At 64.2% G+C, this 19,227-nt stretch carries 24 protein-coding genes and 1 pseudogene; 16 read left to right on the forward strand and 9 right to left on the reverse strand.

Annotated features, from left to right (window positions below; genetic code table 11):
* The 4 genes and pseudogenes from MOV75_RS04565 to MOV75_RS04580 all read left to right on the forward strand — a co-directional run.
* Nucleotides 1–312, forward strand: a pseudogene (locus tag MOV75_RS04565) (ABC transporter ATP-binding protein); the annotation flags it as partial.
* Nucleotides 309–1,157: an ABC transporter permease gene (locus MOV75_RS04570; RefSeq protein WP_246918045.1), complete on the forward strand. Its 849-nt coding sequence runs from the start codon at nt 309–311 to the stop codon at nt 1,155–1,157. The pseudogene MOV75_RS04565 and the gene MOV75_RS04570, both read left to right, overlap by 4 nt.
* Nucleotides 1,154–1,762 (forward strand): hypothetical protein, encoded by a 609-nt coding sequence (locus MOV75_RS04575; RefSeq protein WP_246918047.1) that lies wholly within the window; start codon nt 1,154–1,156, stop codon nt 1,760–1,762. Before MOV75_RS04570 ends, MOV75_RS04575 begins: the two co-directional genes overlap by 4 nt.
* A gap of 117 nt (nt 1,763–1,879) precedes the next feature.
* Complete coding sequence (locus tag MOV75_RS04580; RefSeq protein ID WP_246918049.1) at nt 1,880–2,179, forward strand: copper-binding protein; 300 nt, start codon at nt 1,880–1,882, stop codon at nt 2,177–2,179.
* A 222-nt stretch (nt 2,180–2,401) separates the two neighbouring features.
* Here the strand turns inward: MOV75_RS04580 and MOV75_RS04585 are convergent, their stop codons facing one another.
* Both MOV75_RS04585 and MOV75_RS04590 read right to left on the reverse strand, forming a co-directional pair.
* Entirely contained in the window at nt 2,402–2,959 is a 558-nt protein-coding gene (locus MOV75_RS04585; RefSeq protein WP_246918051.1) for a PQQ-dependent catabolism-associated CXXCW motif protein, read from the reverse strand.
* Nucleotides 2,960–2,969: 10 nt separating this feature from the next.
* Entirely contained in the window at nt 2,970–3,851 is an 882-nt protein-coding gene (locus MOV75_RS04590; RefSeq protein ID WP_246918053.1) for a substrate-binding domain-containing protein, read from the reverse strand.
* Between the two features lie 127 nt (nt 3,852–3,978).
* Between MOV75_RS04590 and MOV75_RS04595 the strand changes: the two genes are divergently transcribed.
* Together MOV75_RS04595 and MOV75_RS04600 are read left to right on the forward strand one after the other, a co-directional pair.
* Nucleotides 3,979–4,905 carry a quinoprotein relay system zinc metallohydrolase 2 gene (locus MOV75_RS04595; RefSeq protein WP_246918055.1) on the forward strand — a complete coding sequence of 309 codons (927 nt, stop codon included), beginning with the start codon at nt 3,979–3,981 and terminating at the stop codon, nt 4,903–4,905.
* 54 nt (nt 4,906–4,959) lie between these two features.
* Complete coding sequence (locus MOV75_RS04600) at nt 4,960–5,778, forward strand: quinoprotein dehydrogenase-associated SoxYZ-like carrier (protein WP_246918057.1); 819 nt, start codon at nt 4,960–4,962, stop codon at nt 5,776–5,778.
* 97 nt (nt 5,779–5,875) lie between these two features.
* On the opposite strand, the gene MOV75_RS04605 is transcribed toward MOV75_RS04600, so the two are convergent.
* A complete protein-coding gene (locus tag MOV75_RS04605) occupies nt 5,876–6,235 on the reverse strand; it encodes a hypothetical protein (protein ID WP_212081008.1) in 360 nt (119 codons plus the stop codon).
* A gap of 87 nt (nt 6,236–6,322) precedes the next feature.
* Between MOV75_RS04605 and MOV75_RS04610 the strand changes: the two genes are divergently transcribed.
* From MOV75_RS04610 to MOV75_RS04625, 4 genes are read left to right on the forward strand one after another with little or no spacing between them, the layout of a single operon-like run.
* Complete coding sequence (locus MOV75_RS04610; protein ID WP_246918060.1) at nt 6,323–7,321, forward strand: ABC transporter substrate-binding protein; 999 nt, start codon at nt 6,323–6,325, stop codon at nt 7,319–7,321.
* Between the two features lies 1 nt (nt 7,322).
* Nucleotides 7,323–8,060: an ABC transporter permease gene (locus MOV75_RS04615; protein WP_246918064.1), complete on the forward strand. Its 738-nt coding sequence runs from the start codon at nt 7,323–7,325 to the stop codon at nt 8,058–8,060.
* Nucleotides 8,050–8,760 carry an ABC transporter ATP-binding protein gene (locus tag MOV75_RS04620; RefSeq protein WP_246918065.1) on the forward strand — a complete coding sequence of 237 codons (711 nt, stop codon included), beginning with the start codon at nt 8,050–8,052 and terminating at the stop codon, nt 8,758–8,760. Before MOV75_RS04615 ends, MOV75_RS04620 begins: the two co-directional genes overlap by 11 nt.
* A gap of 46 nt (nt 8,761–8,806) precedes the next feature.
* Complete coding sequence (locus tag MOV75_RS04625; RefSeq protein ID WP_246918066.1) at nt 8,807–9,160, forward strand: hypothetical protein; 354 nt, start codon at nt 8,807–8,809, stop codon at nt 9,158–9,160.
* A gap of 9 nt (nt 9,161–9,169) precedes the next feature.
* Here the strand turns inward: MOV75_RS04625 and MOV75_RS04630 are convergent, their stop codons facing one another.
* From MOV75_RS04630 to MOV75_RS04650, 5 genes are all read right to left on the reverse strand, one after another.
* Nucleotides 9,170–9,379: a hypothetical protein gene (locus tag MOV75_RS04630; protein WP_018320724.1), complete on the reverse strand. Its 210-nt coding sequence runs from the start codon at nt 9,377–9,379 to the stop codon at nt 9,170–9,172.
* A gap of 242 nt (nt 9,380–9,621) precedes the next feature.
* Nucleotides 9,622–10,524 carry a hypothetical protein gene (locus MOV75_RS04635; RefSeq protein ID WP_246918070.1) on the reverse strand — a complete coding sequence of 301 codons (903 nt, stop codon included), beginning with the start codon at nt 10,522–10,524 and terminating at the stop codon, nt 9,622–9,624.
* A 24-nt stretch (nt 10,525–10,548) separates the two neighbouring features.
* A complete protein-coding gene (gene pqqA / locus MOV75_RS04640) occupies nt 10,549–10,629 on the reverse strand; it encodes a pyrroloquinoline quinone precursor peptide PqqA (protein WP_008562446.1) in 81 nt (26 codons plus the stop codon).
* A 228-nt stretch (nt 10,630–10,857) separates the two neighbouring features.
* The gene (locus tag MOV75_RS04645) at nt 10,858–11,193 is read right to left on the reverse strand and encodes a hypothetical protein (protein ID WP_246918072.1); all 336 of its coding nucleotides are present in this window, start codon (nt 11,191–11,193) and stop codon (nt 10,858–10,860) included.
* A 135-nt stretch (nt 11,194–11,328) separates the two neighbouring features.
* Entirely contained in the window at nt 11,329–11,721 is a 393-nt protein-coding gene (locus MOV75_RS04650; RefSeq protein WP_246918073.1) for an EF-hand domain-containing protein, read from the reverse strand.
* 329 nt (nt 11,722–12,050) lie between these two features.
* Here MOV75_RS04650 and MOV75_RS04655 point away from each other — a divergent pair, with 329 nt between their 5' ends.
* The 6 genes from MOV75_RS04655 to MOV75_RS04680 all read left to right on the forward strand — a co-directional run bounded on the left by MOV75_RS04655 (nt 12,051) and on the right by MOV75_RS04680 (nt 17,948).
* Complete coding sequence (locus MOV75_RS04655) at nt 12,051–13,715, forward strand: methanol/ethanol family PQQ-dependent dehydrogenase (protein ID WP_246918074.1); 1,665 nt, start codon at nt 12,051–12,053, stop codon at nt 13,713–13,715.
* Between the two features lie 11 nt (nt 13,716–13,726).
* On the forward strand, nt 13,727–14,083 hold the full coding sequence (locus MOV75_RS04660; protein WP_247005044.1) for a cytochrome c: 357 nt from the start codon (nt 13,727–13,729) through the stop codon (nt 14,081–14,083).
* A complete protein-coding gene (locus MOV75_RS04665) occupies nt 14,080–15,009 on the forward strand; it encodes an ABC transporter substrate-binding protein (protein WP_246918075.1) in 930 nt (309 codons plus the stop codon). Before MOV75_RS04660 ends, MOV75_RS04665 begins: the two co-directional genes overlap by 4 nt.
* 263 nt (nt 15,010–15,272) lie before the next feature.
* The gene (locus MOV75_RS04670; protein WP_246918077.1) at nt 15,273–16,286 is read left to right on the forward strand and encodes an FUSC family protein; all 1,014 of its coding nucleotides are present in this window, start codon (nt 15,273–15,275) and stop codon (nt 16,284–16,286) included.
* Nucleotides 16,287–16,394: 108 nt separating this feature from the next.
* Nucleotides 16,395–17,396, forward strand: a complete 1,002-nt coding sequence (locus MOV75_RS04675; RefSeq protein ID WP_246918079.1) for a tripartite tricarboxylate transporter substrate binding protein — start codon at nt 16,395–16,397, stop codon at nt 17,394–17,396.
* Between the two features lie 126 nt (nt 17,397–17,522).
* Nucleotides 17,523–17,948: a hypothetical protein gene (locus MOV75_RS04680; RefSeq protein ID WP_246918081.1), complete on the forward strand. Its 426-nt coding sequence runs from the start codon at nt 17,523–17,525 to the stop codon at nt 17,946–17,948.
* 64 nt (nt 17,949–18,012) lie between these two features.
* On the opposite strand, the gene MOV75_RS04685 is transcribed toward MOV75_RS04680, so the two are convergent.
* Nucleotides 18,013–18,981, reverse strand: a complete 969-nt coding sequence (locus MOV75_RS04685) for a helix-turn-helix domain-containing protein (protein WP_246918083.1) — start codon at nt 18,979–18,981, stop codon at nt 18,013–18,015.
* Nucleotides 18,982–19,227: the final 246 nt, after the last annotated feature.

A 19,227-nucleotide genomic window follows, 5' to 3' on the forward strand; every position in this document is an offset into this window, starting at 1 on the left:
GCCCGCGCGCTGCTGCACCGGCCGCGCCTGCTGCTGCTGGACGAGCCAACCGTCGGCCTGGATGTCAAGGCGCGCGCCGACATCATCAGCCAGGTCCGCCAGCTCGTGACGGACCAAGGCATCGGCGTGCTCTGGGCCACGCATCTGTTCGACGAGATCATGCCCAGTGACGACCTCGTGGTGCTGCATCAGGGCAAGGTGCTGGCGCGGGGACCGATGAGCCGCGTCATCACCGAAGCCGGCGCGCAGGACGTCAACACCGCCTTCATGCGCCTGACCGGCGCGCAAACCATGCCGGGAGGCGGCGCATGAGCAGCATCACCACGCGTGAGGCGCCGCGCGGCTTCTCGGCCGCCGAATACATGACGTGCCTCACCGGCATCGTCTGGCGCGAGGGGTTGCGCTTCCTGCATCAGCGTGAGCGCTTCGTCTCGGCGCTGGTGCGGCCGCTGGTGTGGCTGTTCATCTTCGCCGCCGGCTTCCGCCAGGTGCTCGGCATTTCCATCATCCCGCCTTACGAGACCTACATCCTCTACGAGGTCTATATCGCGCCCGGGCTGATGGCGATGATCCAGCTCTTCAACGGCATGCAATCCTCGCTCTCGATGGTCTATGACCGCGAAATGGGCAACATGCGCACGCTGCTGGTGAGCCCGCTGCCGCGCGGCTTTCTCCTGTTCTGCAAACTGCTGGCGGGCACCGCGGTGTCGTTGCTGCAAGTCTATGCGTTCCTCCTGATCGCCTGGTTCTGGGACATCACCCCGCCGTCATCGGGCTATCTCACCGTACTGCCGGCGCTGATCCTGTCCGGGCTGATGCTGGGTTCGCTCGGCATGCTGATCTCCTCCGGCATCAAGCAGCTGGAAAACTTCGCCGGCGTGATGAATTTCGTGATCTTCCCGATGTTCTTCGCCTCCTCCGCGCTCTATCCGCTCTGGCGGGTGCAGGAGGGCAGCCCTTATCTGTACTATCTCTGTGAGGCCAATCCGTTCACCCATGCGGTCGAGCTGATCCGGTTTGCGCTGTACGGACAGATCAACTGGGTCTCGCTGGCGGTGGTCGCCGCTTGCACAATCGTCTTCATGATCGGCGCGATTTGGGCCTATGATCCCTCGCGTGGGCTGGCGCGACGGGGGCCTGCAGGAGGCGAAGGATGAAGGTTCTGGCGATGGCTGCACTAGTGCTCGCGCTGTCGGGCACGGCCACCCGTGCGGCCGATCCGCGCTACCCCAACTGGCCCTGCACGCAGGCCAAGGTGCCGGAGATCTCGCTCGCGGCCGTCTGGGCTGGTCCTGCGCTCGACGACGCCGAGACCAAGTGGAAGAACGACACGAAAATCACCGCACTGGTCGCAAAATTGTCGGCGCGCAAGACGCCAATGGACGAGGCCGAGAAGTCGGTGAAAGACTTTTTGGCCGCCTCTTCCGCCGACAAGACTGCGAATGCCAAGCTGCTGTTCGCCGGCCTGTTCGACACGCTCAACGCCCAGCGCTCCCAGGTCATGAGCGGGCTCGAGCGCGTCAGCCGCAAGCAGCGGGAGGCCGCCGACAAGATCCGCGAGGAGACAATTCAGCTCCAGGCGCTTCAGGGTGCCACCCCGCGTGACGAGGCCAAGGTGGAGACGCTCGGCAACGAGCTGATCTGGAAGACCCGGATTTTCGAGGACCGCAACAAGGTGGTGCGATTCGTCTGCGAGGTTCCAACCACGATCGACCAGCGCCTGTTCGCGCTCGGCCGCGTGATCCAGCAGGAAATGGAATAGCGCCCTGCACTCCCGATGGGTTCCCGAGCATCGTTAACCTTTGCCCTGCTATCTGCCGGAACCAAATCGATCTAGGATGGCTTGTCGAAGTGAACTCCAAGACGTCGGGAGGCCTCGATGGGAACTACAAGATTCATTTTTGCGGGCGCTGCGGCCCTCAGCATGCTCGCAACCAGCGCTCTTGCTGACGATTTGACCGGAATGGTCATGCGGATCGATCGGCTCAACGGCACGATCTCGATCCAGCAGACGCAGAAGGGTACGGTCGGCGCCAGCACCGGCAGCGCCGGCGCGCTCCAGGAGTACAAGGCCAAGGACGCCGCGATGCTGGACGCCGTTCATGCCGGCGACAGGGTGAACTATTCCGCGACCGACAATAACGGCACCGGCACGCTGACGAAGCTGCAGAAGCAGTAGGGCTTAGATCGCCTCTTCCTCTTGCAGGGAGAGGTGCCCTTCCGCGAGCTCACCCCACGTCGATCGAGGCGATACTGCGCCACATCGTCATTGCGAGGAGCCCCTGCGACGAAGCAATCCAGAATCCCTGCACGGAAAGATTCTGGATTGCTTCGCTGCGCTCGCAATGACGTGGAGGGAGTTGAGCCTTTTTCTGACGCCGCAACTGCGGAGCCGAGTCGCTTACTGTTCCGGCCGCGGCTCCGGCTGCACCTCTTCGGTGGGAAGCTTTGCACGCTCCCAGCCGTCGGTGCCGTCTGGGTACCAGGCGATGTTGGAATAGCCATAGGCCAGCGCGCGCTTGGCGGCGTTCCAGGACATCCAGCAGTCGGCGAGGCAATAGATCACCACCAGCGCGGCCCTGTCGCCGCCAGAGGCACGCGCGAGCCCGCGCTGGAAATAATCCCCCATCGCCGGCGGCAAATTGCCGTAGCCGGTATCGGGCAGCCAGATGCTGCCCGGAATGTTTCTGCGCGGCGCATCGCGCCACACCGTGCCTTCCGGAAGGTTCTTCGGCTTCGGCGGGCGCGGCAGCACGTCGATGAAGGCACCGCTTCTGGCGCGCCAGATCGCTTCGGCTTCCACTGTGGTGAGCACGCGCGCGCCGGCGAGCGTCGCCGGTACCGGCGCGCGATAATTGTCGGCGCGATAATTCTCGGGCTCGAACGGCTCCTGCTGCTGCGCCAGAACCGGCGCCGCCAGCAGGGCAGCGACGAGCGCACCGGCACGAAGCCGCCTCATGGCGTCTACCTCATGGCGTCTTCTTGGCCGTCGCCGCACTGAGCGGCCGATCGCTCTCGTCGAGCAGCGGTACGCCGAAGTCGACCAGGATCTTGTTGATCTCGGCCTGATTCTCTTGGATCAGCTTGTTGAGCTGCCGCTTCCAGTTCTGGTCGGCGGGGCGCACGCCCATGCCGATGCGATAGACCAGCTTCGGCCCCGTGGTTTCCTTCACCAGCGGCGTGACGTGAAGCGAGCCGACCTTCTTCGCATAGTAGCCGGCCATGGGTCCCCACAGCACGCCGGCGTCGATCTTGCCGGCGGCGAGGTCGTCGATCATGGCCTGCGCCGAATTGTCGTAGCGCGTGTCGATCATCAACGGATAGGGTTTTGCGTCGCTCATCAGGCCGGCAATGGCCATATTGGTCGCCGGCGGCGTTCCCGCGACGATGCCGACATGCTTGCCCTTCAACTTCGGATCCTCGAGCGTGTCGACGTCCTCCAGCCCGCTACCGGCCTTGGCGACCAGTGCATAGCTCGTGCGATAATAGGGATTGGTGCCTTGCACGACGTCATCGCCTTGCGGAAAGCCCATGATGACGTCGCAGCGATGCGCACCCAGCGTCATCCGCACGAAGCCGGTGGCCTGCGGAAAGAAGACGTAATCGAGCTTCTTCTTGAGCTTGTCGGCAAAGAGCTCGGCCAGCTTGTTCTCGAACCCCTCGCCCTTCTCGTTCGAGAACGGCAGATTGCGCGGATCGGCGCAGACACGAAGCACGTGCGGGTCGACCAGCTCGAACGAGAGGTCGCCGCTGTCATTGGTCTGCGCCACGGCAACGTCGCCGAGCCCGCAGGACGCAACCAGGACCCACATTGAAAACAACCAGCGACGATGTCGTCCGGCCTCCGTCATCGCGCTTCCTCCTCGTTTTGTTTGAATGCTATCCATGCAACGCATGACGCGCCATGTTTTGCCAGACTTCGCTGGCTTCGCTTTGTTGCAGTGCAATGCAGCAAGCCCTTTAAACTGAGGCGGAAAAGTGTTTCGCATCGCTCGAGTAATCGCAGCCTTGTCCCTGCTGGGGATAGCAACGCTAGCACGGGCCGGGGCGGCCGAATTGCCTGTGAGCGAAGTCGCACCGGGAATCTTCGTACACTCCGGGGCCATTGCCCTGATGACCCGCGAGAACGAGGGCGACATTGCCAATGTCGGCTTCATCGTGGGCGATGATGCCGTGGCCGTCATCGACACCGGCGGCAGCCTCCGCGAAGGCGAGGCCCTGCTGGCCGCCGTGCGGGCCCGCACGCCCAAGCCGATCCGCTATGTCATCAACACCCACGGCCATCCCGACCATGTCTTCGGCAATGCGGCCTTCGCCACCGCAGAAACGAGCTTCGTCGGCCATAGCAAGCTGCCGCAGGCGCTCGCCACGCGCGGGCCCTATTATCTCGACAATTTTCGCCGGATCATGGGCAACGAGTTGATAGATCCCGTGAAGATCGTTGCTCCCACCCTGCTGGTTTCGGACGCGATGACGCTTGATCTCGGCTCGCGCCGACTGACCTTGCGCGCCTGGCGGACCGGGCACAGCGACAGCGATGTGACCGTGTACGACGAGACGACCAAAACCCTGTTCACGGGCGACCTCGTTTTTCTTCGCCACATTCCGGTCATGGACGGCAGCATCCGCGGCTGGCTCGACACGTTGAAGGAATTGGAGGCCCTCCCGGCGCGACGCGTCGTTCCCGGTCACGGCCCCGTGAGCGACTGGCCTGCCGCGCTGGCCGATGAACGGCGTTACCTGTCAACGCTGCTGTCCGACGTACGTGCACTGAATAAGAACGGCGAACCGATCCGAGCCGCCGCCAATAAGGCTGCGGCTGAGGAGCAGCCGCGTTGGGAGCTGTTCGGCGATTACAATGCCCGGAACGCAACTGCAGCATTTTCGGAAATTGAATGGGAGTAGCGGGCGCGCTATCATGAGCAAGAGATCAGCTTCGCTGACTCCGGGACCATGATCATGACCAGATGGACACGCCGCCTGCCCCTGATCGCCGCGCTGCTCGGCATCGCCTTTGCCATGCCGGCGCAGGCTGAAGAGGCCGACGATCCCTGGCCGGGCCTGGTGCAGGACATCTTCAACAATCGCCCGATGAATGACGGCAGTGCCGTCGTCGGCATCGAGATGCCGTATCGCGCTGAGGACGCGGCGATCGTGCCGGTGACTCTGCGCAGCAAACTGTCGCCCGCAGATAGCCGCCGGATCCGCTCGATTACGCTCGTGATCGACCGCAACCCGGCGCCGATGGCGGCGAAGTTCGAGCTCGGCTCCGATGCCAATGTCACCGAAATCTCGACGCGCGTGCGGGTCAACAATTACACCGATGTCCATGCGGTGGCCGAGCTCAGCGACGGCCAGCTCTATGTCTCGAAAGTCTATGTGAAGGCCTCGGGCGGCTGCTCGGCGCCGGCCGGAAAGAACGCCGAGGAAGCCAACAGCAAGCTCGGCAAGATGCGCTACCGGCAGTTCGCGCGCGAGGAGGCGCCGGCGAGCCGTATCCGCGAAGCGCAGATCATGGTCGGCCATCCCAACAATTCCGGCCTGCAGATGGACCAGGTCACGCAGCTCTACATTCCCGCGTTCTTCATCAACCAGCTGAAGCTGACGCAGGACGACAGCCCCGTGCTCTCGATGGAAGGCGGCATCTCGATCTCGGAAGATCCCAACCTGCGCTTCACCTACGTTTCCAACGGCGCCAAGCGTTTCCGCGCGGAAGCCAAGGACACGGACGGACACGTGTTCCGGAATGAGTGGGACGTGGAGAAGCCGGGGACGTAGTTGTCACACCGTCATTCCGGGGCGGTCCACAGGACCGAACCCGGAATCTCGAGATTCCGGGTTCGCGCTTCGCGCGCCCCGGAATGACCGCAGCAAACTAGAAACACCTCACCTCAGCTTCCGCCTGCGCCCGCCTTAAATCATTCACCGCCGTGTTCGCCTGCTCCGAGGTGCGGAACTGAACGCCGAGATTGCCGCGCACCTGCGACATGCTGAGCGCGGTCTCCGCGGTAACGTAGCGCTCATAGGGGACGATCGAGGCCACCACGTCGATCGAGCAGGAACATTGCTCGATCGACTGCCGGCTCTCGCCATTGGCCTTCATGCAGCCATAGACGTACTCCGCGCGCGCAGACGTGGGATAATCGTTGGCTTCCTCGGCCCGCGCCACGCACACCGTCGCCGCCAGCACCGTCAATGCGGCGACAATCGGTCGTAGCTGTCCGGCCAGTTTCATGCGCATCCTCCCGCTGGTTGCGAGCAAAGCTATGCTATGCGTATTGTCCTGAAAAGCACTCTGTCAGAGGAAACGGCTCACAAGGTGATGAGAGCACTCGGTGTGATAAGGGCACTTGGTCGGACATTGGCGCTCGCAACGACGCTGGCGCTGACGCTCGCCGCACCCGTCCGCGCCGCGGATACGATCCGCCTTGCGGTGCAGAAGACCGGAACATTCTCCTGGGAGCTGGCCGCGATCCGTGCGAGCGGTCTCGACAAGGAAGCGGACCTCTCGCTGGAAGTCACCGAGCTAGCGAGCCCCGAGGCCGGCAAGATCGCGATGCGCGGAGGCAGCGCCGACATCATCCTGTCGGACTGGCTGTGGGTGTCGCGCGAGCGGGCGCTCGGCGCCAAGCTCACGTTCTATCCCTACTCCAGCGCGCTCGGCGCGGTGATGGTGCCGGCCTCGTCGCCGATCAAGTCGCTCGCCGACCTGAAGGGCCGCAAGCTCGCCGTCGCCGGCGGAGCCATCGACAAGAGCTGGCTGCTGCTCCAGGCGCGCATGAAGCAGGACGGCATCGACCTGAAGTCGGAGGCTACCATCGTCTATGGCGCCCCGCCCTTGATCGCCGCCAAATCACTCGACGGCGAGATGGATGCGAGCCTCAACTTCTGGAATTTCTGCGCCCAGCTCGAAGCCAAGGGTTTTAGGCGCCTCGCCGGCATCGAGGACATCCTGCCGAAGCTCGGCGCCAAGGGCGCGGTCTCTGCGGTCGGCTATGTCTTTGACGAGAGCTGGGCCGCAAGCCATCGCGAAGCGGTGGCGCGCTTCATCGCGATGACCCGCAAGGCCAAGCAGTTGCTGGTGAGCTCGGATGCGGCCTGGGACAAGATCGCGCCGCTGACCGGCACCAGCGATGCCACCCTGCTGAAGACCTATCGCGACCGTTATCGCGACGGCATCCCGCGCCGGAGCGTCGACGACGAGGAGAAAGACGCGCGTGTGCTCTACCGCGTGCTGGCCGAGACCGGCGGCCGCGACCTCGTCGGCCCCGCCGCCGAGCTCGATCCCGGCACGTTCTATCACGCCGTGCCTGGAGACTGAGGTGCTGCGCCTTCTGTCGTTCGCCATGTTCCTCGCGATTTGGTGGATTGCCGCGCTGTTCGTCGGCGGCGCGAAGCTGCCCTCCCCGCCGGCGGTGCTCGAGGTGATGATCGCGGAAGCCTCATCGGGTGCGCTGTTCCTGCATCTCGGCGTCACGCTGGCGCGCGTCACCCTCGCCTTCGTGCTCGCGATGTCGCTCGGCAGCGCCATCGGCTACCTGATGGGACGGGTCAGGCTAGCCGACCGGCTCGGCGATCCCTGGCTGATCCTGCTGCTCAACCTGCCTGCGCTCGTCGTGATCGTGCTGGCCTATATCTGGGCCGGCCTGACCGAGACCGCAGCGATCGCGGCAATCGCCATCAACAAGCTGCCGACCGCGGTCGTCACCTTGCGCGAGGGCACCCGCGCGCTCGACCGCTCGCTCGACGAGATGGCGAGCGTGTTCGCGATGCCGCGCTGGCGCGCGTTCCGCCATGTCGTGCTGCCGCAGCTCGCACCCTACATCGCCGCTGCGGCCCGCTCCGGACTGTCGCTGGTATGGAAGATCGTGCTGGTCGCCGAACTGCTCGGGCGTCCGAACGGCGTCGGCTTCGAGATCGGCGTCGCTTTTCAGCTGTTCGACACGCCGCGACTGCTCGCCTATTCGCTGACATTCGCCGCGGTCGTGCTCGTGATCGAAACCTTGCTGGTGCAGCCGTTCGAAGCCCGCGCAACACGGTGGCGGCCCCGTGCGGCTTGAGGTCGATATCACAGGCAAGACGTTCAGGAGTGCCGCGGGCGAAACGCACGAAGTGCTCGCGCCGCTCAAATTCGCGCTTTGCGCCGGCGAGGTCGGCGTGCTCATCGGTCCGTCCGGCTGCGGCAAGAGCACGATGCTGCGCATCATCCTCGGGCTCGATGGTGATTTCAGGGGCCACGTCGCGCGTCCACCACAGGCACGGATCGGAATGGTGTTCCAGGAGCCGCGGCTGCTGCCGTGGCGTTCGGTCGAGCAGAATGTGCGGCTGGCGGCGCCCGACGTGACCGAGGCGAAGCTGTCGGAGCTGTTCAGGATTCTGGAGCTGGAGGCGCATCGCAGCCACTTTCCCGGCGAGTTGTCGCTCGGCCTTGCCCGGCGCGTCGCGCTCGCCCGCGCCTTCGCCGTCGAGCCTGATCTGCTGGTGCTCGACGAGCCCCTCGCCTCGCTCGATGACGCGCTCGCCGGCCGCTTGCGCGACGAGATCGCAACGCTGGTGGCGAGCCGTCCGGTGATGACGCTGCTCGTCACCCACAGTCTCGACGATGCGATCCGGCTCGGCGATCGCCTGTTCTTCTTGTCGCCGCGCCCCGCGCGCATCGTGCAGGAAGTCCCGATTGCCGTTCCGCGCGCGATGCGCAGCGAGGGCGAACTCGGCAGGATCAGGGCGGAGCTCGCGGCGTTGCAGCTTGAATCGAAATGAAAACTCGTGGTCAACTGAACCAAACGTCATCGAGGGAGGTTCACCAATGCGGCGTAGGCTGATTGCGATCGGCATCCTCTTGGTCGCGGTGCCGGGCGTGGCGCTGGCGCAAACCAAGGGCAAGGGCATCAGGCTCTGGAACCTGACGACGGAGACGATCTCCGGCTTCCAGCTCTCACCCGCCGGCAAGACCGACTGGGGCCCGAACCAGTGCTTGAACGACAAGGACAAGGAGGTCGATCACGACGAGCGGCTGCGCATCACCGGCGTCGAGCCGGGCCGCTACGACGCCAAGGTCAGCTATCCCAACGCACGGCAGTGCGTCGTTCGCGACATCGAGATCAGGGCGGATGCGGTGTTCTCGATCGCCGACAAGGATCTGAAGGACTGCACCAAGTAGCGGGACGCCTTACGCCTTGTCGTTCGGGTGCGGATATTCGCAGCGCCACCGCACGGCCTGCCATTTCGGATGGTCGCCGACCCATTGCGCGATATAGGGCGGCGCGGCCATCGCGCATTGCCGCGGCGACCCACCATAGTTGAACATCAGATGCTGCTCCTCGCAGGTCGCAGGCGAGAGCACCGCACACACAGTCACCACCAGATCAATCGGGTTCATGCCGGGATCCTTGCAAGGGCAATCGAGATTAGCACGAAAGGTTACGTTCCGCGGAGGGGGAAGTTTCAAGTCTGGGTGAGCGAGAATGGGCCGGGAACTGCCTCTCGTCTCCTTGCTATGAAGCAGAACGCCGAGGTCTCCACGTCGTCATGGCCGGGCTTGCCCCGGCCATCCCGCGCCTTGCCTCGCAGTACAAGAACGTGGATGCGCGGGACAAGGCCCGGGCACGACGACCTCCCGACCTAAAAGTTAACGCCGAACACCAGCCGGGCCTGGTGGCGCTCGAAATTGACGAGGTCGAGATTTGCGGATGACCCAGCCGGACGGCCCCAGGCCTGCATGCTCCAACTCAGGGTGAGCCGTGAGCGCTCGGACAGCTGGAAATAAGCGGTCGGGCCGACGAACAGTGCCTGGCCTGAAAACTCCCCGAGGCCGATGCCTTCATACTGCCTGAAGTAGCGCAGCTCGCCGCCGAGCAGCACATTGGGCCGCACGCGCACCAGGCCGGCAAACGCCGCTCCGATCGTCGAGCTCTTCTCGGACTGCCCCGTCACCTCGAAGCGCGCCCATTCCGGCTGATAGATCAGGTTGAGCGCGCCGATGGCGAAGTTCGGGATGAGCTCGCGGTCGATGGCGAGGGTGAATTCGGTGCCGTACATCCGTCCTTTCGCGCCGCTGGTCTCGTCGATGCGGTCGCCATGGAGCTCGGCGGCGATGGTGAGACCGAACGGCGCGCGCTCGCGGCCGAGCAGGCGATAACGCAGGTCTAGCGAAGCCCCCTGGAAGTTGAGCTGGCGGCGGTCGTCGATATCGGGGACGCCGGTGATGTCGTGCAAGCTGGCCGTGCCGCCGACCTCGACGCGAAAGTTCGGCAGCGGCACGACTTCGATCTCGAACTCGTGCTCGAGGGCGCGATATGTGCCGCCCTTGCCGAAGCGCCCTGTCGTTTGGGTCTGGAATTCGCGCTCGCCGGGATTGCCGACATCGGTACCGATCATGAAGCCGAAGATGTGCTCGGTATCGAAGCTCTCTTCGGCGCTGACGCATGCGGGTAGAAGCGCGACCGTACAGGCAGCAATAGTCCAGAGGCTGTTGGCTCTCGCGCGCATTCCTGACACTACCACGGCTTCGACGGCGTTTGCCATCGAAGCCGTGGCAGGTCGTCAGTCTTACTTGCGCGAAGCGCAGGCGTACATGTTGATTTCCATGCCGACCGGCACTTCCACGATCTTCGGAGCTTTCCAAGCCATTCGGGGTCTCCCCAAGGTATTGAGCGCGACATCGCGCGGCGCAAAACCTAGGGCTGCGTCAGGTGCAGTTCAAGCCTCGATTCGGTTGCCGAGCGCGTCTGTGTCGATTCTTCGCGACTGCATTTCTCTCTGGGACAAAGCCAGTTCCCTCTTGGTCAAACACGACCTCCAAGACGCTGCCTTGTGCGACGCACCGCGCGTCGAATCGACACCAATGGCGCCGCGCCGTCAGCAGCCCTTGTCGGCCATTGCGGCGTCCGGCTTAGCACCGTCGGCTCGCTGAGCCGCCGTCGGCTGGCTCTGCATCTGCCGCTGCGCATCTTCGGATGACGCCGGCGTTTCACCGCTCGCACGATTCATCGTGCTGGTGGGCGGATGCTGGCTGCTGTCGCCCGCTGAGCTGGACGAATGCGACTGCGCCGAGCCTACGGTGACCGGACCAGAACCAGCATCCTTGTCAGTGCTGGCGCTGCCCGTGTTGCATGGGCCGGCGATGGCGACGCCGGCGCTCAACGTCAGGATCGCGCAGGCGGCAAGAACGGAACGTTTCGTGTTCATCTGCATCTCCTCTTCTCCCGCGGCGCAGCCCCGGCGCCTGGCAGGACATCGCGAAGAGAACAGGCCGAACTGCCCGATGTTCCGAGTGTCGGAGCGGAAATGCTCGCAAAAGCCGCCCGCCTCACGCCTGCTCCGTTGCGCTCACCGCAACAATCGCAGCAGCGCGCGGCCGGCGCGCGAGTTCAGCTCCTTCGCATCCAGCGTTCCATCCTTGTCGGGATTGGCTGCATTGAAGCGCTGCTCGACCACGGACAAATATTCGTCGAGCGTCAGGGTCCCGTCCCGGTCGGGATCGGCGGCGGCGAGTTCTTTCGCCGTCAACCGTCCGCGCAATTCGCGCGCATCGAGCGTGCCGTCATGATCGGGATCGAGCTTTGCGAACAATGCGGCGGCCGCCTTCTTCACCTCGGCAAGATCGAGCGTGCCGTCATTGTCGGTATCGAACAGCTTGACCGCGTTGCCGGCGGCCGGCCATGCCGGACCGGACACCAGTGCAATCGTGAGCGCAAGCGCAATTGAGCGACGCGAAATCATCAAGACCTCCCAGACAAAGATCCCCGGTGCGAAGCGGGTCAGCAACCAGATAAATCCACAAGCGGCTCCGGGTTCAAGTCCGGAATGCAACTTGCGCGCGTCACAACGCGCGAAACCCGACCGCTCGCCCAGACCACTTTGACCGGAGCTGCTTCGTGGTGCGGAATTTCCCAGCGTCTCCGCGCAAGTGGAGCCGGTTTCCATGAGGTGACCGGCAATCGCGTCAGCGATATCGGCACGACACTTACGACTTTCGTATTGACGCGTTTTGGTTTCCGACGGAGATTTGCTTCCGCGGCGTCAAAAGGCGCGCATATTGGGAGGAACGGATGAAACGCTTTGCGATGGCCGCGAGCCTCGTTATGCTTGCATCGACTTGTGCAAGCGCACAGACCACCGAGCAGTTGGTCAAAGGCGCGACCGATACATCGAACGTTCTCAATTACGGGATGGGCTACAATCTGCAGCGCTTCTCGACGCTGAATCAGATCAACAAGGACAGCGTCAAGAACCTTGTCCCGGTCTGGAACTACTCTTTCAACGACGATCGCAGCGAGGAATCGCAGCCCATAGTCTATCAGGGCGTGATCTACGTGACCTCGCACAATGCGACCATGGCGGTGGATGCCAAGACCGGCAAGCAGATCTGGAAGAGCAAGATCGAATATCCCGCCGAGACGCCCCGAATCGTCTGCTGCGGCATCATCAATCGCGGCGTCGCAATCCACGATGGCAAATTGTTTCGTACGACGCTCGATGCCAACGTGATCGCGATTGACGCAAAGACAGGCAAGGAGCTGTGGCGTCAGAAGGCCGCCGACATCAAGGAAGGCTATTCGATGACGGTGGCCCCGCTGGTCGCCGACGGCGTCGTCATCACCGGCATCTCCGGCGCCGAGTTCGGCACGCGCGGCTTCATCGACGGCTGGGATCCGGCGACAGGCAAGCACCTGTGGCGCACCCATTCCATTCCCTCGCAGGAGGAGCCCGGCGGCGACACCTGGAAGGGCGACACCTGGAAGCTCGGCGGCGGCTCGACCTGGATCACCGGCTCTTATGACGCCGAGCTGAACACCGTGTATTGGGGCATCGGCAATCCCGGCCCGTTCAATTCGGCAGTCCGCCCCGGCGACAATCTCTACACCTGCTCCGTGCTGGCGATGGATCCCAAGACCGGCAAGATCAAGTGGCACTACCAGTTCTCACCGAACAATCCGTTCGATTATGACGCGGTCGCCGAGATGGTGCTCGCGGACGTGAACGTCGAGGGCAAGCCGACCAAGGCGCTGATGAACGCCAACCGCAACGGCTTCTTCTACGTGCTCGACCGCACCAACGGCAAGCTGCTGGCGGCCAATCCTTACGTGAAGGTGAATTGGGCGACCGGCGTCGACATGAAGACGGGCCGTCCGATCGAGACCGACGTCGCCAAGGAGGCGCGCGAGGGCAAGAAGGTGACGGTCTATCCCTCCATCCTCGGCGGCAAGAACTGGGAGCCGATGTCGTTCAATCCGCAGACCGGCCTTGCCTACGCCAACACGCTCGCCTTCGGCGGCAGGTACAAGGCCGAGCCCGTCACCTTCAAGCAGGGTGAATGGTATCTCGGCATGGACCTGACCGATCCCTGGGAGTTCGGGGACGGACCGCGCGGTCACCTCAAGGCGATCGATCCCATGACCGGCAAGTCGAAGTGGGAAGCGCCGAGCGACATTCCACGCTTCTCGGGCGTGCTGTCGACCGCGGGCGGCGTCGTATTCTCGGGCGCACTGACCGGCGAGTTCGAGGCCTTCGACGCCGACACCGGCAAGAAGCTCTGGCAGTTCCAGACCGGGTCCGGCATCGAGGGCCAGCCGGTGACCTGGCAGCAGGATGGCGTGCAGTATGTCGCGGTGACCAGCGGTTATGGCGGTGTCTACTCGCTGTTCTCCGGCGACGAGCGGCTTGCCAAGGTGCCGCCCGGCGGCTCGCTGTGGGTCTTTGCGGTCAAGCAGTAATCCGCGGCATGATGCTGAGAGACATGTTTGACAGGACGGCGGCGATCTTCGCCGCCGCCCTGGTGCTGACGGTCGCGCTTGCGGCGACCGTTCGTGCCGCCGACGAGCCAACCAGCAATCCCATGCAGGCGCAGATCGACCACGGCAAGTCGACCTATGCCGAGAAATGCTCGCACTGCCATGGCCCGAACCTGATGAACTCCGGGACCATCACACCGGATCTGCGCGTCTTCCCCGACGACAAGACGCGCTTCGTCACCACGGTAAAGAACGGCAAGAACAACAAGATGCCGCCCTGGGGCGACATCCTCAGCGACGACCAGATCGGCGATCTCTGGGCCTTCATCTCCAGCCGGAGAAAACCATGAGGGGCCGGCATGCAGCATGGAGCCTCGCTGCCGTTCTGTCGACGATGGCGTCGGTCGCGCTTGCGGCCGACGATCCCCTGAAGATCTGCCTCGACGAGGACCGGCCGCCGCTCTCGATGCATCAGCGCGGCAAGCCGGATGCCGGCTTCGACGTGCTGCTGGCACAGGCGATCGCGGAGCGGCTCGGACGACCGCTGGCGATCCAGTGGTTCGAGAGCAAGCTGGACGAGGATTCCAGCCCGCAGCTCGAGGCCAACGCGCTGCTCTCGGATGGACGCTGCTCTCTCGTCGGCGGCTATGCGCTGACGCAGGATTCGCTCGTCGTCCCCGGGATGAAGACGGCGCGCTTGCCTGACTTCGGCGGGGCCACGCGCGACGATCGGCGGCGCCGTGTCGCGCTCGGCGTGCTCGCGCCGAGCCAGCCTTACGTCTATTCGCCGATGACGGTGGTGCTCGGGCCGAAGGCAAGCGGCCGCAAGATCGGCGACATCGGCGATCTCACTGGGCTTCGTCTGGTCATCGAAAGCGGCTCGCTCGGCGACGCCATCCTGATGACCTTCGACAAGGGGCGGCTGATCGACGGCATCACCCATCTCGTCCCCGGCCGCGACGATCTCCTCGGCGCGCTCCAGCGCGGCGACCATGACGCGACGCTGATCGACCTTGCGCGCTTCGACGCCCATCGCGCCGCGCACCCCGACAGTGCGCTCACGGCGTCCGGCTATTACTACCCGATCGGTGCCAATCGCGGCTATGTCGGGCTTGCCCGCGACGGCGCGCTGATCGATGCCGTCAACAAGGCGCTGAGCGCCCTCGCGGCCGAGGGCAGGATCGCCGAATTCGGCAGACAGGCCGGCCTCACCTATCTGCCGCCGCGCGAGCCGGCGATTCTGGGCGACGTCTGGACGAAGATCATTCAGCGGTGAGGCTCTCTTGTCCGGACGCGGTGCGGCGCGCAGTGACGCTCCGCAGAGCCGGGGAAGAAGAGCGAGATACGGCGCTCGCACTGCCTCTCCATCCTCATTGCGAGCGCAGCGAAGCAATCCAGAATCTCTCCGCGGAGAGACCCTGGATTGCTTCGTCGCTTCGCTCCTCGCAATGACGGAGCAAAGACCAACGTCTCCAAGCTGGTCTGGCCATGCGGCGAACCGTAAGATGCCTGCGGTTTCATTTCGCCCTTTGGTGCCCTGTGAATTCGCCAACCTCCGCCGCAGGCCTGCGCGACGTCCTCTCCCGCGAGCTCAAGCCCGGCGAACTGTCGCGAGCGCTGATCGTCGTCGGCCCGATGGTCGGCGCCTATTTCATCGCGCGTGAAACGGCACTGCTCAATCTCGGGCTGGTCGCTGTCTCCCTGCTCATTCCGGCGCTCCGGCTGAAGCTGCCGCCAAAGGTCATCGCCTGGCACTATCTCGCCATCCTCGTCACCTTTGCCGCGCTTTTCCTCGCAAGCCCTGTCAAGCCGCTCTTCGCAGTGCTGACGGCGCTCGCCGGTTTCCTCGCGGTGGCGGCGACGCGCCATGGCGAGCATTTCCGCACACTGGGCAATTGGGTATTCATCCCCGCGGTCTATCTCGCCTGCGAGGTGCGGGAGGGCGCAAGCGCGTCGGAAGCGCTGCGCCACGCCGGCCTGATCATCGCGTCCTCTCCGATTGCGCTGGCGCTGGTCTGCGGTATCCGGATCTACGACCAGCAACGCGATGGCGCGGCGACCTCGTTCGGGTTGCCCGCCGCCGGATGGTTTCTCCCTGCGACGGCAACGGCCATGGCGGTGTTCGCCGCGGCGGTGCTGGTCGAGATCCTTGACCTCGCGCAGGGACAATGGGTGATGTGGTCGGCCGCGAGCGTCGTGGTCGGCGATCTCGCTGCCTCCACCGACAAGCTGAAGCAGCGCGCGATCGGCGCGCTTGTGGGCGTGCCGCTTGGCTTCCTCGCCGGAATCGTGCTGCCGCAAAGCCGGGTCGGCTATGCCCTCGCGGTTCTCGCCGCCACCCTCACGCTGATCTCTTTCTCCCGCTACATCGTCGGCTTCGGCCTGCGCTGCTTCTTCATTGCGCTGGCCGCTTCTTTCGCCGGCGGCGCCAGCGGAATCGCGGAGGAGCGTATCGCCAACGTGCTGATCGGCGGCACCTTTGGCCTGATTGCGGTGGCCCTGACCGAAATCGTCTGGCAGCGTGTCATGCGAAAGGTGCGATCGTCCGGATGACGCCCGAACAGACGCAGCACAGCCTTTCGAATGCGCCAATCTGTCTCGCCTGACGCCCATGGCAGCGCCGGTCAGGTGCAGTACCCTGCCCGGAACCGGGAGAGAATCATGTCCACAAAAATCGATCGCCGCCACTTCATCGCCGCCGGAGCCGGCGCATTCACGATGCCTTTCGTTGCGCGCGGCGCCTCGGCGCAAGCTGCATCCCAAGGCACTTGGCCGGCGCGACAGATTCGCATGATTTGCAGCTATCCCGCCGGCGGGCAGACCGACCTTCTTGCGCGCGCCTACGGCGAATTCATCTCCAAGCAGGTCGGCAAGACCGTGGTCGTCGAAAACAAGCCGGGCGCCTCCGGCGCGATCGGCACGGCGGAGGTCGCCCGCGCCGAGCCCGACGGCCACACAATGCTGTGCTCGATCTCGACCACCTACATCATGAACCGGGTGGTGATGAAGAATCCGGGCTACGACATGGACAAGGATCTGACGCTCGTCAGCGTCATCCCGGGCGCCGGCCTGTTGCTGGTCGCGAACCCCAAGACCGGCGTCAAGACGCTGGAGGATTTCGTCGCCTTCGCGCGCAAGAGCGGCAGGGTGAACTTCGGCACCTATAGCGCCGGCTCGGCCCCGCACATGACGATCCACGAGCTCAACAAGCAGTACGGCCTCAACATCGAGCCGGTCCATTACCGCGGCGAGGCCCCGATGTGGACGGGAATGCTCGAAGGCACGCTCGATGCCGCGATGGGCAGCTACACGGCGGCGCAGTCGGTCCTGCAAAGCGACCGCGGCACCGTGTTCGCGGTGCATTCGAAGAAGGTCGACGCGATCCCTGCCATCAAGACCCTCCCGGAGCAGGGCGCCACCTCGAAATTCTTCACCGTGAGCGGCTTTTCGGGTTGGGCCGTGCCCAAGGCAACGCCGAAGCCGATCGTCGACCGCCTGGCGGAGCTCTGCGTCGCGGCCAACAGCGATCCGAAAGTGAAGGAGGTTCTCGCCACTTTCGTGCTCGAACCCGCGATCGGCTTCAAGGAGACCAACGAACTGTATCAGCGCGAACTGCCGATCTGGATCGAGAGCGCAAAGTCGCTCGGCCTCGAGCCGGCCTAAACTTCCGAGCCGTGGCCGGCGCGCCGGTTGCTCCCTTTCCGACCCGGAGTCCGGCCAAAGCCTAGTGTCGCAAGCACACTTTCCCGCTATGATTGCGCACCTCTGTGGACGAGAAGGGCCGATCGCATGACACCGGATGCAGTCGCCGTTGCCGTTATGGTCATTCTGCTTTTTCCGATGGGCTATTTCACCCTGGCCTCGCCCGCCTTCCTGCTGGTGAGGCTCGATATTCAGCCCGTCGCCCAGTTGCTGCGCGGAATGTTCAACGCCCATTTTCTGGTAATGCGCGTCGCCGGCGTCATTGGAACCGTGGCCCTCCTCGTCGACGGCCGCCTGCTTGCCGCGCTGGGCGTAGGCATGATCGCTGCCCTGGCGATCGGGGGACGCCGCTGGTTCATGCAAAGAGTGGACGACCAGCTCAGCGCGAGGGACGCTGGCGATGCCGACGCCCCGCGTCGGTTGCGCCGGCTGCATTGGAGCGGAATGCTGGGGAACGCGGTGGTGCTCGTCGCCCTCGTGGCCGGCATTCCCTATATCGCCACGTCCGCGTGAAATAGCGCCACCGCCGCGCGACCGCGCCGACTATTACCGCCTAGAGCATGCGCTCGAAAAGCGCCTAATGCTCGCCCGAGGCCGCCGCGCCCTGCTGGGCCTTGTGGATCGAGGACGGCACCACGCCGAAGTATTTCCGGAACACCCGGCTGAAATGCGATGAGCTGGAGAAGCCCCAGGAGAACGCGACGTCGGTGATGGTCTTGCCGGCGTGAGCCTCGAGCTCCTGGCGGCAGTTCTGCAGGCGCGCCTGCCAGATGTAGTCGCTCACCGTGGTGCCGCGCTCCGAGAACAGCATGTGCAGATAGCGCTTGGAACAGCCGAGCTCGGTCGATATCTGGTCGATGCACAGATCCGGATCGCGCAGGTGCTCGCGGATGAAGAACTGCGCGCGCACATACATCGCCTCGGGCCCGACCCGGTCGAACATCGTGTCGGCTTCGCGCAGCGGCAGCAGCAACAGGTCGATCAGCGAATCGGCGACGCCGACCGCACTGTTCGCCGACAGCTTGGCCGCCTCGTCGAAGGTCGCATGGACGAAATCGTGTGCGATCCGCCCCGTGCCCGTCTTCGACGACAGCTTGCAGGCGGGCATTCGCTGCGACGGGAATCCGCGGTCGCGCAGCAGCGCCTTCGGCACGATCACCACGTCGTGACGCGTGAAGGCCGGGCTGATGATCGAATGCGGGCAGGAGACGTCATAGGCGATGATATCGCCGGGGTTGATTTCGATGTGACGGCCTTCCTGCTCGAAATAGGACACGCCGTAGGTCTGGAAGTGGATCTTGATGTAGGGGTGTTCATTGGCCTTGGCGCGCGCCAGCGTGTGCGCGATGCGATGCTGGCTCACCTCGATCTGGCAGAGCTTGAGGCGCGAGACGCTCGTGTAGTCGATGCGGCCTTCGAGCGAGGACGCCTCCAGCGGATCGACGTCGAAATGCCCACACAGGCTCGTCAGCCCGTCGATCCAGCTCTGGATCTGGCGCTTCGGCGTCATACCGGTCGTCGAGAGCGTGTGAATGGTGTCGGACATTAATCCAGCCACTGGTTTGGATCCGGAGATTCGACGCGAATCGCGACCAGCGCTGCCGGAGCCCTCAGCCGTGATTGCGTGACGTTTACCTCGAATTTGAGCGGTCTCTTGGCACGAGCGCCATCGTTCCATTGCCACCCTTGAAAGTTAATCCTCCGCCTTAGTTGCAGCGCCGTCAAGGGGAACCTGACCGCTGAAAGCGGCCTCGATGCCGCGCGGAAGCCGCTGAATTCGCTACTGCAAAAT

This window comes from Bradyrhizobium sp. PRIMUS42 (genome assembly GCF_023006515.1).
GTDB lineage: Bacteria > Pseudomonadota > Alphaproteobacteria > Rhizobiales > Xanthobacteraceae > Bradyrhizobium.